The organism is Runella limosa DSM 17973 (genome assembly GCF_000482465.1).
GTDB classification, from domain to species: domain Bacteria; phylum Bacteroidota; class Bacteroidia; order Cytophagales; family Spirosomataceae; genus Runella; species Runella limosa.
The window spans coordinates 62,718-79,297 of record NZ_AXVJ01000042.1; the positions used below are offsets into that span (position 1 = coordinate 62,718).

General features: G+C 43.3%; 14 protein-coding genes and 4 tRNA genes. 17 read left to right on the forward strand and 1 reads right to left on the reverse strand.

Annotation, left to right across the window (positions count from 1 at the left end; all coding sequences use genetic code 11):
- Positions 1 to 22: 22 nt before the first annotated feature.
- Positions 23 to 1,285 carry a serpin family protein gene (locus tag K339_RS0103505; protein WP_229598689.1) on the reverse strand — a complete coding sequence of 421 codons (1,263 nt, stop codon included), beginning with the start codon at positions 1,283 to 1,285 and terminating at the stop codon, positions 23 to 25.
- A 136-nt stretch (positions 1,286 to 1,421) separates the two neighbouring features.
- Between K339_RS0103505 and K339_RS0103510 the strand changes: the two genes are divergently transcribed.
- The 17 genes from K339_RS0103510 to rpoB all read left to right on the forward strand — a co-directional run bounded on the left by K339_RS0103510 (position 1,422) and on the right by rpoB (position 16,504).
- On the forward strand, positions 1,422 to 1,988 hold the full coding sequence (locus K339_RS0103510; protein ID WP_028522376.1) for an RNA polymerase sigma factor: 567 nt from the start codon (positions 1,422 to 1,424) through the stop codon (positions 1,986 to 1,988).
- A 12-nt stretch (positions 1,989 to 2,000) separates the two neighbouring features.
- Positions 2,001 to 2,834, forward strand: a complete 834-nt coding sequence (locus K339_RS0103515) for a hypothetical protein (RefSeq protein ID WP_028522377.1) — start codon at positions 2,001 to 2,003, stop codon at positions 2,832 to 2,834.
- Positions 2,835 to 2,884: 50 nt separating this feature from the next.
- Positions 2,885 to 3,928: an outer membrane beta-barrel protein gene (locus K339_RS0103520; protein ID WP_028522378.1), complete on the forward strand. Its 1,044-nt coding sequence runs from the start codon at positions 2,885 to 2,887 to the stop codon at positions 3,926 to 3,928.
- Between the two features lie 179 nt (positions 3,929 to 4,107).
- Positions 4,108 to 4,190, forward strand: a tRNA-Tyr gene (locus K339_RS0103525).
- Between the two features lie 21 nt (positions 4,191 to 4,211).
- Positions 4,212 to 4,284: transfer RNA gene (locus tag K339_RS0103530), tRNA-Gly, on the forward strand.
- A 152-nt stretch (positions 4,285 to 4,436) separates the two neighbouring features.
- A tRNA-Thr gene (locus tag K339_RS0103535) sits at positions 4,437 to 4,508 on the forward strand.
- A gap of 146 nt (positions 4,509 to 4,654) precedes the next feature.
- Positions 4,655 to 5,839 (forward strand): elongation factor Tu, encoded by a 1,185-nt coding sequence (gene tuf, locus K339_RS0103540; protein WP_028522379.1) that lies wholly within the window; start codon positions 4,655 to 4,657, stop codon positions 5,837 to 5,839.
- Between the two features lie 201 nt (positions 5,840 to 6,040).
- On the forward strand, positions 6,041 to 7,813 hold the full coding sequence (locus K339_RS35715; protein ID WP_169731809.1) for a sensor histidine kinase: 1,773 nt from the start codon (positions 6,041 to 6,043) through the stop codon (positions 7,811 to 7,813).
- Between the two features lie 37 nt (positions 7,814 to 7,850).
- Positions 7,851 to 9,059, forward strand: coding sequence for a TCR/Tet family MFS transporter (locus K339_RS0103550; RefSeq protein ID WP_028522381.1), 1,209 nt, complete (start codon positions 7,851 to 7,853; stop codon positions 9,057 to 9,059).
- Positions 9,060 to 9,134: 75 nt separating this feature from the next.
- Positions 9,135 to 9,205: transfer RNA gene (locus K339_RS0103555), tRNA-Trp, on the forward strand.
- A 15-nt stretch (positions 9,206 to 9,220) separates the two neighbouring features.
- On the forward strand, positions 9,221 to 9,412 hold the full coding sequence (secE, locus tag K339_RS0103560) for a preprotein translocase subunit SecE (RefSeq protein ID WP_028522382.1): 192 nt from the start codon (positions 9,221 to 9,223) through the stop codon (positions 9,410 to 9,412).
- Positions 9,413 to 9,446: 34 nt separating this feature from the next.
- Positions 9,447 to 10,001 (forward strand): transcription termination/antitermination protein NusG, encoded by a 555-nt coding sequence (gene nusG / locus K339_RS0103565; protein ID WP_028522383.1) that lies wholly within the window; start codon positions 9,447 to 9,449, stop codon positions 9,999 to 10,001.
- 99 nt (positions 10,002 to 10,100) lie between these two features.
- Positions 10,101 to 10,544: a 50S ribosomal protein L11 gene (gene rplK, locus K339_RS0103570; protein ID WP_028522384.1), complete on the forward strand. Its 444-nt coding sequence runs from the start codon at positions 10,101 to 10,103 to the stop codon at positions 10,542 to 10,544.
- A gap of 31 nt (positions 10,545 to 10,575) precedes the next feature.
- On the forward strand, positions 10,576 to 11,274 hold the full coding sequence (rplA, locus tag K339_RS0103575; protein WP_028522385.1) for a 50S ribosomal protein L1: 699 nt from the start codon (positions 10,576 to 10,578) through the stop codon (positions 11,272 to 11,274).
- A 2-nt stretch (positions 11,275 to 11,276) separates the two neighbouring features.
- Positions 11,277 to 11,810, forward strand: a complete 534-nt coding sequence (gene rplJ / locus K339_RS0103580; RefSeq protein ID WP_028522386.1) for a 50S ribosomal protein L10 — start codon at positions 11,277 to 11,279, stop codon at positions 11,808 to 11,810.
- Positions 11,811 to 11,924: 114 nt separating this feature from the next.
- The gene (gene rplL, locus K339_RS0103585; RefSeq protein WP_028522387.1) at positions 11,925 to 12,305 is read left to right on the forward strand and encodes a 50S ribosomal protein L7/L12; all 381 of its coding nucleotides are present in this window, start codon (positions 11,925 to 11,927) and stop codon (positions 12,303 to 12,305) included.
- A 341-nt stretch (positions 12,306 to 12,646) separates the two neighbouring features.
- A complete protein-coding gene (gene rpoB, locus K339_RS0103590; RefSeq protein ID WP_028522388.1) occupies positions 12,647 to 16,504 on the forward strand; it encodes a DNA-directed RNA polymerase subunit beta in 3,858 nt (1,285 codons plus the stop codon).
- Positions 16,505 to 16,580 lie beyond the last annotated feature (76 nt).

Sequence of the window (16,580 nt, forward strand, 5' to 3'; positions counted from 1 at the left end):
TCTGACTATCGTCTATTCAGGATTAAGAAGGATCAAGCATTTTGCCCATAAACAAAACGGTATTAGACGTTTTTTCACTGATGACAAACATAAACGGGCGGTCGGCGTGGTAGTAATTGTTAGGCCCTGCCGAAGTTAATTCAACGCCAATGGTCGTAACGGCTGCGGCTTCCGTTCCTTTTTCATCGACGGCTACGAAGGTGTTTTGTTTCACAAATCCGACGTTTAAGCCACCCTTAGAACTAATTTTGGTCAAATCAGCAACACCAGGGATAAAAGCCGTTGGCATTCCCATGGTTTGAAGAACACTGTTTAGCTTTACTTCGTATTCTAAAGTAAACTTGGGTAATCCAATCTTAGCTTTTGGAACCTCTTTCATTGATTCTTGTAACTGTGACCATTCGTTGGCCGAAAAATTGGCAATCAAATTAGCGACTTGATTGCCATCTTTAGGGACAATCACCGTCATGGTATATTGGCCGTTGCCATAGGGAAGTTCATAAGCAAAGTAAGTAGCGCGAGTCCCAACCCTGACATTATCTTCCAAAAACATCATTTTCACGTTTTTCGTTTGGGTATCGGTCAGTTGGAATGGGTAGTCAGATGTTAATTTTTCAGCAAAGCTGGTTTTCCAATCACCCTTAAAATAGAGCGCATTCATCAAAAACATCACCATTTGGGGTTCGATGTTGTCCAGTACTTTTTTTATCTTTCCGTTGGTTTTGTCGCTTGCCCATTGGTTGAGAGGAGAAGCATCACTCCCAGTGTAAGAAGTGACGTCAGCCTTGAACCACGATTTCATGGTATTTAGGAAATTCGTTTCTGGCTGGAACGTATTCCGATACCATACCGAATTGGCCAGACCAAGTGTAACTTTAGGGTCGGCTTGCGGAAGAGCTTCCATCAATTTCTGATACACTTCGTTGGCTTCGGCTGTCGAGATTCCGCTAAGTTTGAGTGTTTGCTGGATTTCGTCGGCGGTTTTGCCATTGGCGCCGTTGAGGAGCATCCCGAGGGCGGTGTGCAAGCTCAAGGGAGATACAAAAACGTTTTTGCTTTTTTGAGCGGTTTCGTTGTTTAATGTTTTGAAAAACTCAAAAGCAAATTCGTTGGTTTGGTTAGAAAACTTCGATGGGATACCGATGGGAGTCACTTCATCAGCATTACTCGAAGAGGTGCAACCCAAGGCTGCCCAAAGTAAAAAAAGCGTGGCCGCAATGACCATTATGCTTTGGAAAAAAGAAGACGATTTCATGTTTGTTTCAGGGCTTAAGGCTCTTGTCATAGCAGTAGATTTTTTTGGTAAAAACTAGGACTATGACGCTGTTGAGGTAATAACGGTTGTAACCCAAAAAAAATTTTCAAACCCCGTGCAACCTTTCTATTTGTTTTTTGCATCTACCCATTGAAACAGCCTAAACATGGTGAAAATATTACAACTATTCACAAACGAGGGCCAACTGGTCAGAGCCTTACAAAAAGGCGATCCCAAGGCGCAGCGGTATTTCTACGAGAAGTACTCCGCTCGAATGTTGGCAGTTTGTGTACGTTACCTGACTGATCAGATGGAAGCTGAGGATGTAATGATAGAGGGATTTATGAAGGTTTTTGAACGAATTGACCAATACAAAGGAGAAGGGAGTTTTGAGGGATGGATGAGGCGCCTTATTACCAATGAAGCCTTGATGCGCTTACGGACGCGGCGCCACATCGAAATCGACATTGATGCCCCCGAAGTACACCAGCAGGTTCACTTTGAAGGTATTGAAAACAACCTAGAAGTGGAAGATTTGATGGCCATCTTGGCAAAGTTGCCTACTGGCTATCGGACGGTTTTCAACTTGTATGCCATTGAAGGGTATTCTCACGCTGAGATTGCCGAACAGTTAGGGATAAATGAAAGTACCTCAAAGTCTCAATTGCATCGTGCAAGGGCTTTGTTGCAACAAATGGTTTCTGAAGTAGAAGGTTTAAAATGGAAAGCTTAAAACACTAAAAATATGAAAAAGCATCCGGTTGATGAGTTGTTCTCGCGCAAACTTCGCGACGCTGAAATAACCCCTCGCGATGAAGCTTTTCAAAAGTTTCAACAAAGGTTACAAACCAAAGAGCGCCGAATAGGCTGGTGGCAGCAAGGCCCTTGGCTGGCAGCGGCTGGCGTGAGCTTATTGCTTATGGCAGGCGGCGGCTGGTGGCTGATGAGCCAACCCAGTGATACAACAGTTGCTTTATCAGGGACGACAGCTAAAAAAGCAACAGCGCCTCCAACTAAAGTAATCGAATCGTCACCGATAACGACAGCGCTCCCTCAGGCATTGGCCAGCAATGAAGTTATGCCTCAAGCAACAAATAAAACAACGGTAGCGCCAACGGTGCCGAAAGCGGTAGCAAAAGCCCCAGTGAAAATGCGGGAAGAAACAAAGTTAGAGCAGCTGTCGCCGATACAAGAGTCGCAGATTGCGCAGGTGGTGACTACCCCTACTGCCGAGTCTCAACATTCGGTGAAAGTAGAGGATGCTGTGAAATCAACAACGTTGACAAACGCCGTAGCGGAGGTAGCAAAACCAGTAGAAAAAACGGTAGTTCTTCAATTGCCTGCGTTGAAAGAAAATACCCAATCAAAGGAAGCATTAGTGGCATCCAAGGAAGTAGAAACCAACTCATCAGTTAGTGTACCGTCTTCTGAGACCGATTTATTAAACCAACCTCGTAAATCGACAAGAATGGCGAAAGTATGGCAACAGCTTAAAAATGCCAAAAACGGGGAAAAAGTCGATTGGGATGAGGTCGGTTTTCATCCAAACAAGCTCGTTGCCAAAGCAATAGGTAAATAACCCAGTAATAATATCAGACCGTAATGACAACTTCAATAATTAATATAGCCATGAAAAATGTAATAACAGCCATCGTTTTAACCGTAGTGACTAGCATTGCAGCCTACGCCGAAAAGTACACCGTTCAGGGAGATACGCTCATTGTTCAGTTTGGGAACAATACCCGACTCATCGTTCAAGCCAAAGACAAGTCCGAAATTCGTAACTTAAAACAGTATGATCTTAACAAAATCATCCGCGATTTGGGAGCTACACTTGATTCTAGTGGTAAGGAAACCTACATTTATATTAATGAACAAAATGGTCGTAAGTATTTAAAAGACACGGTGTTAGTGGTTAGCCGTAAGGATGGTGAGATTAAAATTTCCATTAACGACTCACCTTCTAGTTCTTCGACAGAAAAGAAGGAAGAAAAGTACGAAAAAGACAATGATGCGTCGTCTAGTCACGACGATGGTAAAATCACGAGAAGCGTAACCCGACGTTATAAAAGTCCTCGAAATGGCTTTGATGTACTCGTCGGACTGAACACCTACGCCCAAAATACGCCGCTTGCTTACAACAAGGAAGATTATGATTTATTACCTTGGGGTTCGCGATTTGTAAGCTTAAGCTGGGTAAGAGGCGCGGCCATCAGCCGAGGAAAAGATGCTTCACTGGGGCTTGATTTGGGCGTAGATGTCGCGTGGTACAATTTGATGTTTGACGGAAACAATACCGTCCGTAAAGATGCCAATGCCATTAGCTTTCCTACGGCCTCAAAAGACCTACATAAGTCCAAACTCACGGCGGCTTACATCAACCTATCTTTGATGCCAACGCTGGCGATTCACCGAGGCCCAATTTCGTACTTTAGCGCTGGGATGTATGCAGGCTATCGGCTCGACAGCTACACTAAAACCCAAGAGACTAGAAAAGGACGTTCGGAGCGAATTCACTCCAACTACTACCTTAATAACTTTCGATATGGGTTCGGTGCCGAGTTGGGTATTCGCCATTTTCCTGACCTTTTTATGCAGTATGACTTAGGTGAACTGTTTCAAACTAACAAAGGACCTGCCGCACGAATGATTAGTTTTGGTATTCGTTTATAGTGCTAACAATTAGGCAATTACGGTGCTTGTGAAGATGGTTTAGAAGCACCGTAATTATTTTTCTTGAAAAAAAAGTTTGTTTTTTTTTGCCTAAAAGTTTGAACTGAATTAAAAACGGCATACATTTGCGACTCCAAAAACGACAACAAAGTCTTTTGGAAGTTTTTTGAAAATAAGAAGGGGGTGTACCAGAGTGGCCAAATGGGGCAGACTGTAAATCTGCTGACGTACGTCTTCGGTGGTTCGAATCCATCCGCCCCCACCTTTTTACATAAGAATATCAGCGGGAGTAGCTCATTTGGTAGAGCGGTAGCCTTCCAAGCTTCAGGTGGCGGGTTCGAGCCCCGTCTCCCGCTCAAAATGGAGTCGTAACTTGAAAAGTTGCAAACATTTACCTCATAGGATTTTGTCGCTCCATAGCAAGTTAATTGTTACTTGTTAATTGTTAATTGGAAGTTTTAACTACAAATAACTGTTAACGAATAGCGATTAACTTTTTTGTTGAAAAGCCGTTATAGCTCAGGGGTAGAGCACTTCCTTGGTAAGGAAGAGGCCCGGGGTTCAAATCCCCGTAACGGCTCTGGCAGAAAAAATAGTTAACAATTAGGAGTTCTTTTCGCGGTAGTAGTGATAGCTATGGTCGTCATTTACCGTAAAACTCTGGACACTCAAGTTTTCTCTGTAAATCCATAATTAATACAAAACCAAATTTTAGTTAATAAAACAATGGCAAAAGAACAATTCGACCGGAGTAAACCTCACGTAAACGTAGGTACAATCGGTCACGTTGACCACGGTAAAACTACTTTGACTGCTGCTATCACCAAAGTTCTTTCAGAAAAAGGTTTGGCAGAAAAGAAAGATTTCTCGTCGATTGACTCCGCTCCAGAAGAAAAAGAGCGCGGTATCACTATCAACACTGCGCACGTAGAATATCAAACAGTAAACCGTCACTATGCTCACGTTGACTGTCCAGGTCACGCCGACTACGTGAAAAACATGGTAACTGGTGCTGCCCAAATGGACGGTGCCATCCTTGTAGTAGCTGCTACTGACGGTCCAATGCCACAAACTCGTGAGCACATCCTTCTTGCTCGTCAGGTAGGTGTACCTCAGTTGGTCGTTTTCATGAACAAAGTTGACATGGTTGACGATCCAGAGTTGTTGGAACTTGTTGAAATGGAAATCCGTGAATTGTTGTCATTCTACGAATTCGACGGCGATAACATTCCAGTTATTCAAGGTTCAGCGCTTGGTGGTTTGAACGGTGATGCGAAATGGGTTGCTACTATCGACGCCTTGATGGAAGCTGTGGATAGCTTTATCCCAACTCCTGCTCGTGATACAGATAAGCCATTCTTGATGCCAGTTGAAGACGTGTTCACGATCACTGGTCGTGGTACTGTAGCAACAGGCCGTATCGAGCGTGGTATCATCAACTCTGGTGAGCCTGTAGAAATCTTGGGTATGGGAGCTGAAAACCTTAAGTCAACTGTGACTGGGGTTGAAATGTTCCGTAAAATCCTTGACCGTGGTGAAGCTGGTGACAACGTAGGTTTGCTCCTCCGTGGTATTGAAAAATCAGATATCCGTCGTGGTATGGTTATCTGTAAGCCAGGTTCGGTTAAGCCTCACGACAAATTCAAAGCTGAGGTTTATATCTTGTCAAAAGAAGAAGGTGGTCGTCACACACCATTCTTTAACAACTACCGTCCGCAGTTCTATTTCCGTACAACTGACGTAACAGGTATCATCACTTTGCCAGCTGGCGTTGAGATGGTTATGCCTGGTGATAACTTGACAATCACTGTTGAGCTTATCAACTCAATTGCAATGGAAAAAGGTCTTCGTTTCGCGATTCGTGAAGGTGGACGTACGGTAGGTGCTGGTCAGGTAACTGAAATCCTTTAATTCAAAGGGATACACCAAACTATAAAAAAGGGAAGCTCGTAAGGGCTTCCCTTTTTATTTTGTGATTAACTGAGTACATTGGCGTTCGTTTTCTCGGGTCAAATGATACCATTAAGGCTAGTTGTTGTTGGGATACTATTAGGGTGGATGTGTACGATTAAAGTTCGTGCACAAGTTCCTGTATTATATCTTACTGATAAAATGGTAGATACAGAGCTATGGAAGCATCCTGCGCTTGAGTATCTTGCCGATACTTCTCAAAAACTGACAGTTCAACAGCTACGAAAAGATTCCTCTTTTTTCTTCAAGCAACCTCTAGGCATTTCTGCTGATTTAGGTTTTAACGACCAAGATGTTTGGCTGCGTTTCAAGGTAAAAAAACAAACAGATCGACAGATTCATTGGGTAATTTCAAATGATTATCCTATGGTGGAAGAGCTTGATGTGTTTGTTTTTAATGAACAAACGGGGGAAGTTAATCACCAGACCTTAAAAGAAGCTATCCCAGGCTATCAGCGAAATATCAATGTGCATCAGTGTGCCATTCCTTTAGAGCTTGCTCCCCATGTGTTGTATTCTGTCTATATTAAGTTACGTACAGGAGACGCCAAAAAAATCCAGTTTAGAGTTGCCGAAACATATCATTTTTACGAGACCTACCTCGATGAACTCTGGTTTTGGAGCGGGCATTTAGGGTTTGTAATTTGCATGATTGTCGTGCAATTGGTATTTTTATTGGTAACCAAAGAGCGCAACTTCTTGCTTTATCTCCTCTTTTTAATGGGATACTTATTGGTGGCCGTTGTAGGAGGATACGGTATCATCGACCAGCTATTGTGGCCAAACCACGTCTGGATGAAAGGCTATAGCATTGTGATTGCGGTCGTTATTAGCAACTTTTTAGGGGTGTTGTTTTATGCCCATGCGCTTCACTTGCGCGTATTAGCCCCTACCCTTTACAAGCTGATGCGAATAGATGCGATTGCATCGGTAGTGCTAAGTATTTGGATTTTCTTTTTTGAAGGACTTATTAGCCCCAACGTTTATTCGTGCGCTATCATCATTGTTTTTTTCTGTTTGGTTTCTATTTCCTGCATTGTGAGTTATCGACGAGGCAATCCTTCGGCGATTTATTACCTTTTCGGAACGCTTTCTTATTTTATTGGGGTAATAGTTGTTTTGCTTTGGACTTTGGCTTACTTAAAACCTAATCTGTTTGTCATTAACGCCATGCACATTGGAAGTATGTTTGAAATGGTCTTTTTTATGTGGGCATTGGCGGATGATTATCGCCGAACGCGCGAGGAACGCGAACAATCCCAAAAAGAGCTTATTCATACGTTACAAACCCAAAATGAAGAAATTTCAAAAGCCCAAATCAAAGGACAAACCATTGAACGCAAGCGGGTTGCTGCTGATTTGCATGATTCCTTAGGCGGGACGCTCTCTGCGATTCGTTGGACATTAGCATCAATCAACTCCGAGAGCCTGACGGAGCAGGAACAACACGTGTATGAGTCGTTGGTCGAAATGACCAATGAGGCACAGCAGCGGGTGCGGTTTTTGAGTCATAACCTCGTGCCCGAAAATTTAGAAGCCGATGGGTTAGCAATAAGCGTGGAGAAACTGACAGAAAAGCTTAACCGAAATAATAGAACTCGATTTAAAACCGAGATAAACCTCGATAAAAAATACGATAAACAAGTTGAATTTGAGCTATACAGCATTTCATTGGAGTTGATTAATAACATTATCAAGCATTCAAGAGCGAAAGAAGCGGTGGTTCGTCTTTATGAACAAGACAATCACTTACACCTTGACATTGAGGATGATGGAGTAGGAATGCAAGATTACAATCACCAAGGAAAAGGTTTAGGAAATATTCAAGAAAGAATTTCGTCGCTCAGAGGCACGTGGCAGATTGAATCCAACGGAAAAGGAACTCATGCGTCGGCGCAAGTGCCAATCTCCTGATTTTTTGCTACTTTTGTACCTTTGTTGTCCCCTTTATATGGCTGAAAAACGCAACTCTGCCCTTTTATTTATCTTTATAACGTTACTGATTGACGTAACAGGTATTGGGATAATTATTCCCGTATTTCCTAAATTGATTACCGAGCTCATTCATGGTGATTTATCCCAAGCCTCTTTATACGGAGGTTGGCTCACGTTTGCGTATTCGGTAATGCAGTTTATATTTTCTCCAATTTTGGGTGGTTTAAGCGACCAATACGGGCGTCGGCCTGTGTTATTAGCCTCTCTTTTTGGATTTGGAATAGATTATATCTTCTTGGGTTTTGCCCCGAGTATAGGATGGTTGTTTGTAGGACGTCTCATTGCTGGCGTTTTGGGGGCAAGTTTTACCACAGCAGGCGCGTACATTGCGGATGTGAGCCCACCTGAAAAAAGAGCCCAAAATTTTGGATTGATTGGCGCAGCTTTCGGCTTAGGATTTATCATCGGTCCCATGCTTGGAGGGCTTCTTGGTCAGTATGGCGCCCGTGTTCCGTTTTTTGTGTCGGCGGGCTTGGCACTTTTAAATTGGGTATATGGGTATTTTGTACTTCCAGAATCACTGCTTCCCGAAAACCGCCGTCCGTTTGATTGGAAGCGGGCTAATCCTGTGGGTTCATTGCGCCATTTAAAAAAGTACCCTGTTATTTTTGGTTTGGTTATTCCACTGGTGTTGATTTATATCGCAGGTTATGCCACGCAGAGTACATGGACTTACTTTACCATGGAAAGATTTGGCTGGGACGAAAAATGGGTCGGATATTCACTGGCATTTGTAGGCGTAATGGCTGCTCTTGTACAAGGTGGTTTAACCCGTACGATTATCCCCCGTTTGGGCAACACAAAATCCATTTATTGGGGGTTAAGCGCCTACGGTATCAGCTTTTTTATGTACGCCTTCGCCAACCAAGGTTGGATGCTGTTTGCCATTACCATTTTAGCCGCATTAGGAGGAATTGCCACACCTGCGCTTCAAGCCATTATGTCAAATGAGGTGCCTGCCAATGAGCAAGGAGAGCTCAGAGGAGCGCTTACGAGTTTGATGAGTTTAACGGCCGTTGTGGGGCCAGTGATGATGACGAGTTTGTTTGCTTATTTTACCACCACGGCTGCCCCCGTTATTTTTCCAGGTGCTCCGTTTGCAATGGGCGGAATTTTGACGCTTCTAAGTTTGGTTTTAGTGAAACAAATTTTATCGCGCAAATGATTTTTTTTGTAAAAGGTTGCAATTGAAAAAAATGTTTCATACTTTTGCAGTCCGATTTCAAGAAGTATTATATACACGGGCATAGTTTAAAGGTAGAACTAAGGTCTCCAAAACCTTCGGTCTGGGTTCGAGTCCTGGTGCCCGTGCAACTTTTGCGCAAAATGAACTCAATTGTAGAATTTTTTAAAGCCTCATGGGACGAGGTTCGGCACAATGTCACTTGGCCCAAGCTTAATGACCTTCAATCTAGTACAACACTTGTACTCCTCGGCTCGCTTATTTTTGCGGCAGTGGTAGGTCTCATGGACTTCCTATTTGAGAACGCTCTCAATTTCATTTATCAGTCATTCTAGGGTTTTGCCCCGGTTATCCAAACGTTGAGCAGGTATGAGTAATCTGAATTGGTACGTTATCCGGGCTGTGTCTGGTCAAGAAAAAAAGATTAAATCTTATCTTGAAAATGAAATCGTCAGACAAGGCCTTCAAGAAGCTATTCCCGAAATTTTAATTCCAACGGAAAAAATTGTCGAAATGCGTAACGGTAAGAAACGCATCCGCGAGAAGAACTTTTTCCCTGGGTACATCATCATTTCGGCCGATTTGGCAAAAGGAGAAACACATCACCTTATTACGACAATGCCAGGTGTATTGGGCTTTTTGGGAAATACCAGTGGTAACTCAAAAATACCAGTTCCGTTGCGTCAGTCGGAAATCAATCGGATTTTAGGTAAGGTCGAAGATGCGGTAGAAGAAGTTGAAGCGCCAAAAGTAAGTTTCTTAAAAGGCGAGAGTGTTAAAATTACCGACGGACCTTTCAGTGGCTTTATCGGAACAGTAGAAGAAATTTTTGACGACAAGAAGAAGCTTAATGTCGTCGTGAAAATATTCGGGCGTAGTACGCCCGTGGAGTTGGGTTACGCACAAGTCGAAAAAGAGAGCTGATTTTTCAGAATGTTGCCGGGAGTACGAGACAAAAAGCTTCCATGTTGTCTATCAGCCGTACGTCCGAACCGGTAACGCCAATTTAAACGTTTTAAAACGATGGCGAAAGAAGTAGCAGGTTACGTCAAACTGCAAGTGAAAGGTGGCCAAGCCAATCCTTCCCCCCCAATTGGACCAGCACTTGGTTCTAAGGGTTTGAACATCATGGAGTTCTGCAAGCAATTTAACGGTCGTACGCAGGACAAAATGGGTGTAATCTTACCCGTTGTAATTACGTACTACAAAGACAAATCATTTGAATTTGTTATCAAAACTCCACCAGCACCTATCTTGCTTTTGGAGGCTGCAAAAATTAAACTTGGTTCAGCTCAACCTAACCGTAAGAAAGTGGGTTCAGTTAGCTGGGATCAAGTGAAAACGATTGCTGAAACAAAGATGCCAGATTTGAACTGCTTTACGATAGAATCCGCAATGAAAATGATTGCAGGTACAGCACGTAGTATGGGGATTACAGTATCAGGTAAAGCCCCTTGGGATAACTAATCACGAAGCGGACGTAAAGACATTTTGAACAATGGCAAAGTTGACTAAAAAAAGAAAAGAAGCTTTAGCGAAATACGATGCTAAAATCGAGTACTCGTTCGAGAAAGCTGCAGAAATTCTGAAAGACATCACCTACACGAAGTTTGATGCTTCGGTAGATATTGATGTGCGTTTGGGTGTTGACCCCCGCAAAGCAGACCAAATGGTTCGTGGCGTGGTGGCTTTACCACACGGTACAGGTCGTGAAGTACGTGTATTGGTACTTTGTTCGCCTGATAAAGAAGCCGAAGCAAAAGAAGCTGGTGCTGACTTCGTTGGGTTGGATGAGTTTATTCAGAAAATCGAAAAAGGATGGACTGATGTGGACGTAATCATTACAATGCCAACTGTAATGGCCAAAATTGGCCGTTTGGGTAAAATCTTAGGTCCTCGTGGCTTGATGCCTAACCCTAAGTCAGGTACGGTAACGTTGGAAGTTGGTAAAGCAGTAAAAGAGGTAAAAGCAGGTAAAATTGATTTCAAGGTTGACAAGTTTGGTATTATCCACGCTAGTATCGGCCGTGTATCTTTTGGTCCTGATAAAATTGCCCAAAATGCTCAAGAGTTGATTGCGACTTTAATGAGGCTTAAACCTTCTTCGGCTAAAGGTACTTACGTAAAAAGCGTACACCTCTCAAGCACAATGAGTCCAGGTGTCATCATCGATAAAAGCACGATTGCAGGAATATAATTATGACACGCGAAGAAAAAGCCGTTATCATAGAGGAACTCAGCGACAAGTTCAAGGCGATTCCTTACTTCTATATTGTTGATGCCGCAGGCATGACAGTTGGAGAAACAAATAACTTACGCCGTAAGTGTTTTAACCAAGGAGTAGAGTATCGTGTTGTTAAAAACACGCTGATTGCAAAGGCACTTGAAACACTAGATACAGATTATACACCATTCAACGAAAGCGTTTTGACTGGTTTCTCTGGCATCATGTTTCACCAAGAGTCAGGCAAAGTAGCTGCTAAATTGATCAAAGAATTTCGTAAAGAATCAGGCAACGACAAATTGAAGCTTAAAGGTGCTTCGGTTGAGTATAGCCTTTTCATTGGCGAAAATCAATTAGATACGCTCTTGACCCTGAAATCAAGACAAGAATTAATCGGGGAAATCGTTGGCTTGTTGCAATCTCCTGCGAAAAATGTCGTATCGGCATTGCAAAGCGGAGGCGGCAAATTGGCTGGTATCCTCAAAACCCTTTCAGAACGCGAAGGGTAATTCAAGTACTAAATTTGAAGCATTGAAAATTATTCAGATATTAATTTCACTGCTTCAAGTTCACAAATTTTCAAATTCAAAAAAACTCGTAACAAATTTTAACATTACAATAAAATGGCAGATTTGAAAGCATTCGCAGAACAGCTTGTTAATCTTACAGTAAAGGAAGTAAATGAACTTGCTGCAATCTTGAAAGATGAGTACGGTATCGAACCAGCAGCAGCAGCTCCAGTAATGGTAGCAGCAGGTGGTGGTGGTGATGCAGCTCCAGTTGTAGAAGAAAAAACAGCTTTTGATGTAATCTTGAAATCAGGCGGTGCTGCTAAATTGCAAGTTGTTAAACTTGTAAAAGACTTGACAGGTCTTGGCTTGAAAGAAGCTAAAGAATTGGTTGACGGCGCTCCAAAACCATTGAAAGAAGGTATTGCTAAAGACGAAGCAGAAGCTTTGAAAAAGCAATTGGAAGAAGCTGGTGCTGAAGTAGAAATCAAGTAATTTCTGCGCTTGGCGCTCCTAAAAACAAACGGAAATAGGCCTGACCTTGTGTCAGGTCTTTTCCTGTTTAAGTAAGTACCGCTGTTTTGGCTATTGAAAACAGCAACAGTTAGTCAAAAATCAGAAATAATACAGTTAATCTGACATCTAACTACAATAGCGTTTCTTCTTTAATGAGTTTCTGCCTGAAACACTTCGCTACTCGTAGGGGCGATGCACAGGGGCGAAATTCTAAAATCTACGAGGCAAGCTAAGTTTTTTGCAAACTAACTATTTGAGTCCTCGCGTTCAGTATCCTTAGAACGTCGCCTGGTTCTTATCCACCAAAAACTTGTAAAGCCTTGGTAACCAAACAAACTCCACGTAGAAGTTTTGCCCGGATTAAACCTGTTATTGATTATCCGGACTTCCTTGACGTACAGCTTCGCTCGTATCGCGAATTCGTTAATTTAGATACCGCAGCCGAAGAACGTCACAAAGAAGGGTTGTACAAAGTATTCCAAGAGAATTTTCCAATCTCTGATTCACGTGAAAACTTTGTCCTTGAATTCGTTGATTATGCCCTAGATCCACCTAAATACTCTGTTAATGAGTGTATTTCACGTGGACTTACGTATTCGGTGCCATTGAAGGCAAAACTACGCCTAAAATGTAATGACGCTGATAACGAAGATTTTGAAACAATTGAGCAAGAAGTGTTCTTGGGAGCTATCCCGTACATGACTGAAAAAGGCTCTTTTGTAATTAATGGAGCTGAACGCGTTATCGTTTCTCAGCTACACCGTTCGCCAGGGGTGTTTTTCTCAATGAGTAAGCACACCAACGGTACTAAATTGTACTCGGCACGGATTATTCCTTTTAAAGGGTCTTGGATTGAATTTTCTACGGACGTAAACAACGTAATGTATGCGTACATCGACCGTAAGAAAAAGTTCCCTGTGACTACCCTTCTACGGGCGATTGGCTTCGGTTCAGACAAAGAAATCCTTGATTTGTTCGAACTTTCAGAAGAAATCCCTGCTACTTCTGCCAGCTTGAAAAAAGCCGTAGGCCGCCGCCTAGCTGCGCGGGTACTACGTACTTGGACAGAAGACTTCGTGGATGAAGATACTGGTGAAGTAGTATCAATCAGCCGTAACGAAGTGTTGCTTGAGCGTGACTCTCTTATCACGGCCGGTGACTTAGACGTGATCCTTGATTCGGGGCAGAAATCAATTATTATGCACCGTGAGGACATGAACATGGCCGATTATAATATCATTTATAACACGTTGCAAAAAGACAGCTCTAACTCAGAAAAAGAAGCTGTTGAGCAAATCTACCGCCAATTGCGTAACGCCGAAGCTCCCGACGAACAAACTGCTCGTGAAGTAATTCAGAGCTTGTTCTTCTCGGATAAGCGTTATGACTTGGGTGATGTAGGTCGCTACCGTGTCAATAAAAAATTGCAATTGGATATTGCGATGTCAACGAAAGTACTAACGACGCAAGACATCGTTTCCATTGTAAAATACCTGATTGGTCTTATCAATGCCAAAGCCGTAGTCGATGATATCGACCACTTGTCAAACCGCCGTGTTCGTACGGTAGGTGAGCAATTATGGGCACAATTTGGGGTTGGTTTGGCACGTATGTCGCGTACCATCAAAGAACGTATGAACGTTCGTGATAACGAAGACTTCAAACCAATCGACTTGATTAATGCACGTACGTTGTCGTCGGTAATCAACTCGTTCTTTGGAACCAACCAGCTTTCGCAGTTCATGGACCAAACCAACCCACTGGCTGAAATCACGCACAAGCGTCGTATGTCAGCACTTGGGCCAGGTGGTTTGAGCCGCGAGCGTGCAGGTTTCGAGGTTCGTGACGTTCACTACACGCACTACGGACGTCTTTGTACGATTGAAACTCCTGAAGGACCAAACATCGGTTTGATTTCTTCGCTTTGCGTTTATGCAAAAACCAACAGCATGGGCTTCATCGAAACACCTTACCGCGTTATTAACGATGGTAAGTTGTCGAATGAACTTGTGTATTTGACCGCAGAAGAAGAAGATTCTAAATACATCGCCCAAGCCAATGCGTCGGTGGACGATAACGGAACCTTCTTGGTTGATAAAATCAAGACACGTTTTGAAGGTGACTTCCCAATGGTAGAGCCTGCGCAGGTGTCTTTGATGGATATTGCAGCAAACCAGATTGTATCGGTAGCGGCTTCGATGATTCCGTTCTTGGAGCACGATGACGCCAACCGTGCCTTGATGGGTTCAAACATGCAACGTCAGGCGGTGCCATTGCTCCGCCCACAGGCGCCAATCGTAGGGACAGGTTTGGAAGGCCGCGTAGCTCGCGACTCACGTGCTTTGGTGGTAGCCGAAGGAAACGGGGTAGTTGAGTTTGTAGATGCAACCAAGATTGTTATTCGTTATGAGCGTTCGTACGAGCAGCGTTTGGTAAGCTTCGATAGCGACATCGTAACGTATGATTTGATTAAGTTCCGTCGTACTAACCAAGATACTTGTATCAACCTTAAACCGATGGTTTTGAAAGGCCAACCGGTAGAAAAAGGGCAAATCTTGAGCGAAGGATATGCGACTGAAGGTGGTGAATTGGCACTTGGACGTAACCTCCTCGTAGCCTTCATGCCTTGGCAAGGGTATAACTTTGAGGATGCGATTGTAATTTCTGAGCGTGTAGTACGCGAAGATATTTTTACTTCAATCCACATCGAAGAGTACGACCTTGAAGTACGTGATACCAAACGCGGTGAGGAAGAGTTGACAGCGGAAATTCCGAACGTAAGTGAGGAGGCTGTTAAAAATCTCGACGAAAACGGTATCGTTCGCGTAGGAACGGAAGTAAAAGAAGGAGATATTTTGATTGGTAAGATTACGCCAAAAGGTGAATCAGATCCTACACCAGAAGAAAAACTTCTCCGTGCTATCTTTGGAGATAAAGCAGGTGATGTGAAGGATGCTTCACGCAAAGCACCTCCATCGATGAAAGGGGTAGTTGTAGATACAAAACTTTTCTCTCGTCCAGGCCGCGATGAGCGCGTAAAACAAAAAGACGAGTTGAAAGTGTTGATGAAGAGCTACGGACGCGACTTGAGCAAACTCCGTGAAGTTCTTATCGACAAAATGGCAGAATTGCTTGATGGTAAAACGGGTGCTGGAGTGAAGCACAAGTTTGGCGAAGAAATCATGAGTAAAGGCGTGAAATTTAGCCGCGTGAACATCATCAACAATATCTTCCCAGACAAAAACCCGTACCGTGACGAAGGTGGCTACGTTGTTCCAGAAGAAGTAAACCTTTTGGGTGACTTAATCATCGAAGGCTGGACGGACGACCCAACGACCAACAAGCTGTTGTTTGAGATGGTGAAAAACTATCAAAAACGCCGCAACGAGATTTCGGGACGTTTCAAACGTGACCGCTTTACGTTGGAAGTTGGAGACGAATTACCTGCGGGTATCGTGAAATTGGCGAAAGTATATATCGCTAAAAAACGTAAACTCAAAGTGGGTGATAAAATGGCGGGTCGCCACGGTAACAAAGGGGTTGTGGCCAAAATCGTTCGCGATGAAGACATGCCTTTCTTGGCCGATGGAACACCAATGGACATCGTATTGAACCCTCTAGGGGTACCTTCGCGTATGAACATCGGTCAGATTTACGAAACCATCTTGGCATGGGCAGGTCGTAAATTAGGCCGTAAATACGCAACGCCAATCTTTGATGGTGCTACTGAAGACCAAGTAGTTTCTGAATTGAACGAAGCAGGAATTCCTTCGTTTGGACGTACACCACTTTATGATGGGCAATCGGGTGATAAATTTGACCAAGCAGTTACAGTAGGTATCATGTACATGCTTAAACTGGGTCACTTGGTGGATGACAAAATGCACGCTCGTTCGATCGGACCATACTCACTTATTACGCAGCAACCATTGGGTGGTAAGGCACAGTTTGGTGGACAGCGTTTCGGAGAGATGGAGGTTTGGGCGCTTGAGGCGTTTGGAGCTTCTCACATCCTTCAAGAGATTTTGACAGTGAAGTCCGATGACGTAATTGGACGGGCAAAAGCGTACGAGGCAATCGTAAAAGGTGAAAACCTTCCGAAGCCAAATATTCCAGAATCATTCAACGTATTGATTCACGAATTACGCGGTCTTGCCCTCGAAATTACGATGGACTAATCAATGTTTGGGGTTTACTGTTTTGGATTTGCGGTTGGTAATACAACCCTAAACTTGAGATAGTAAACTCTAAACT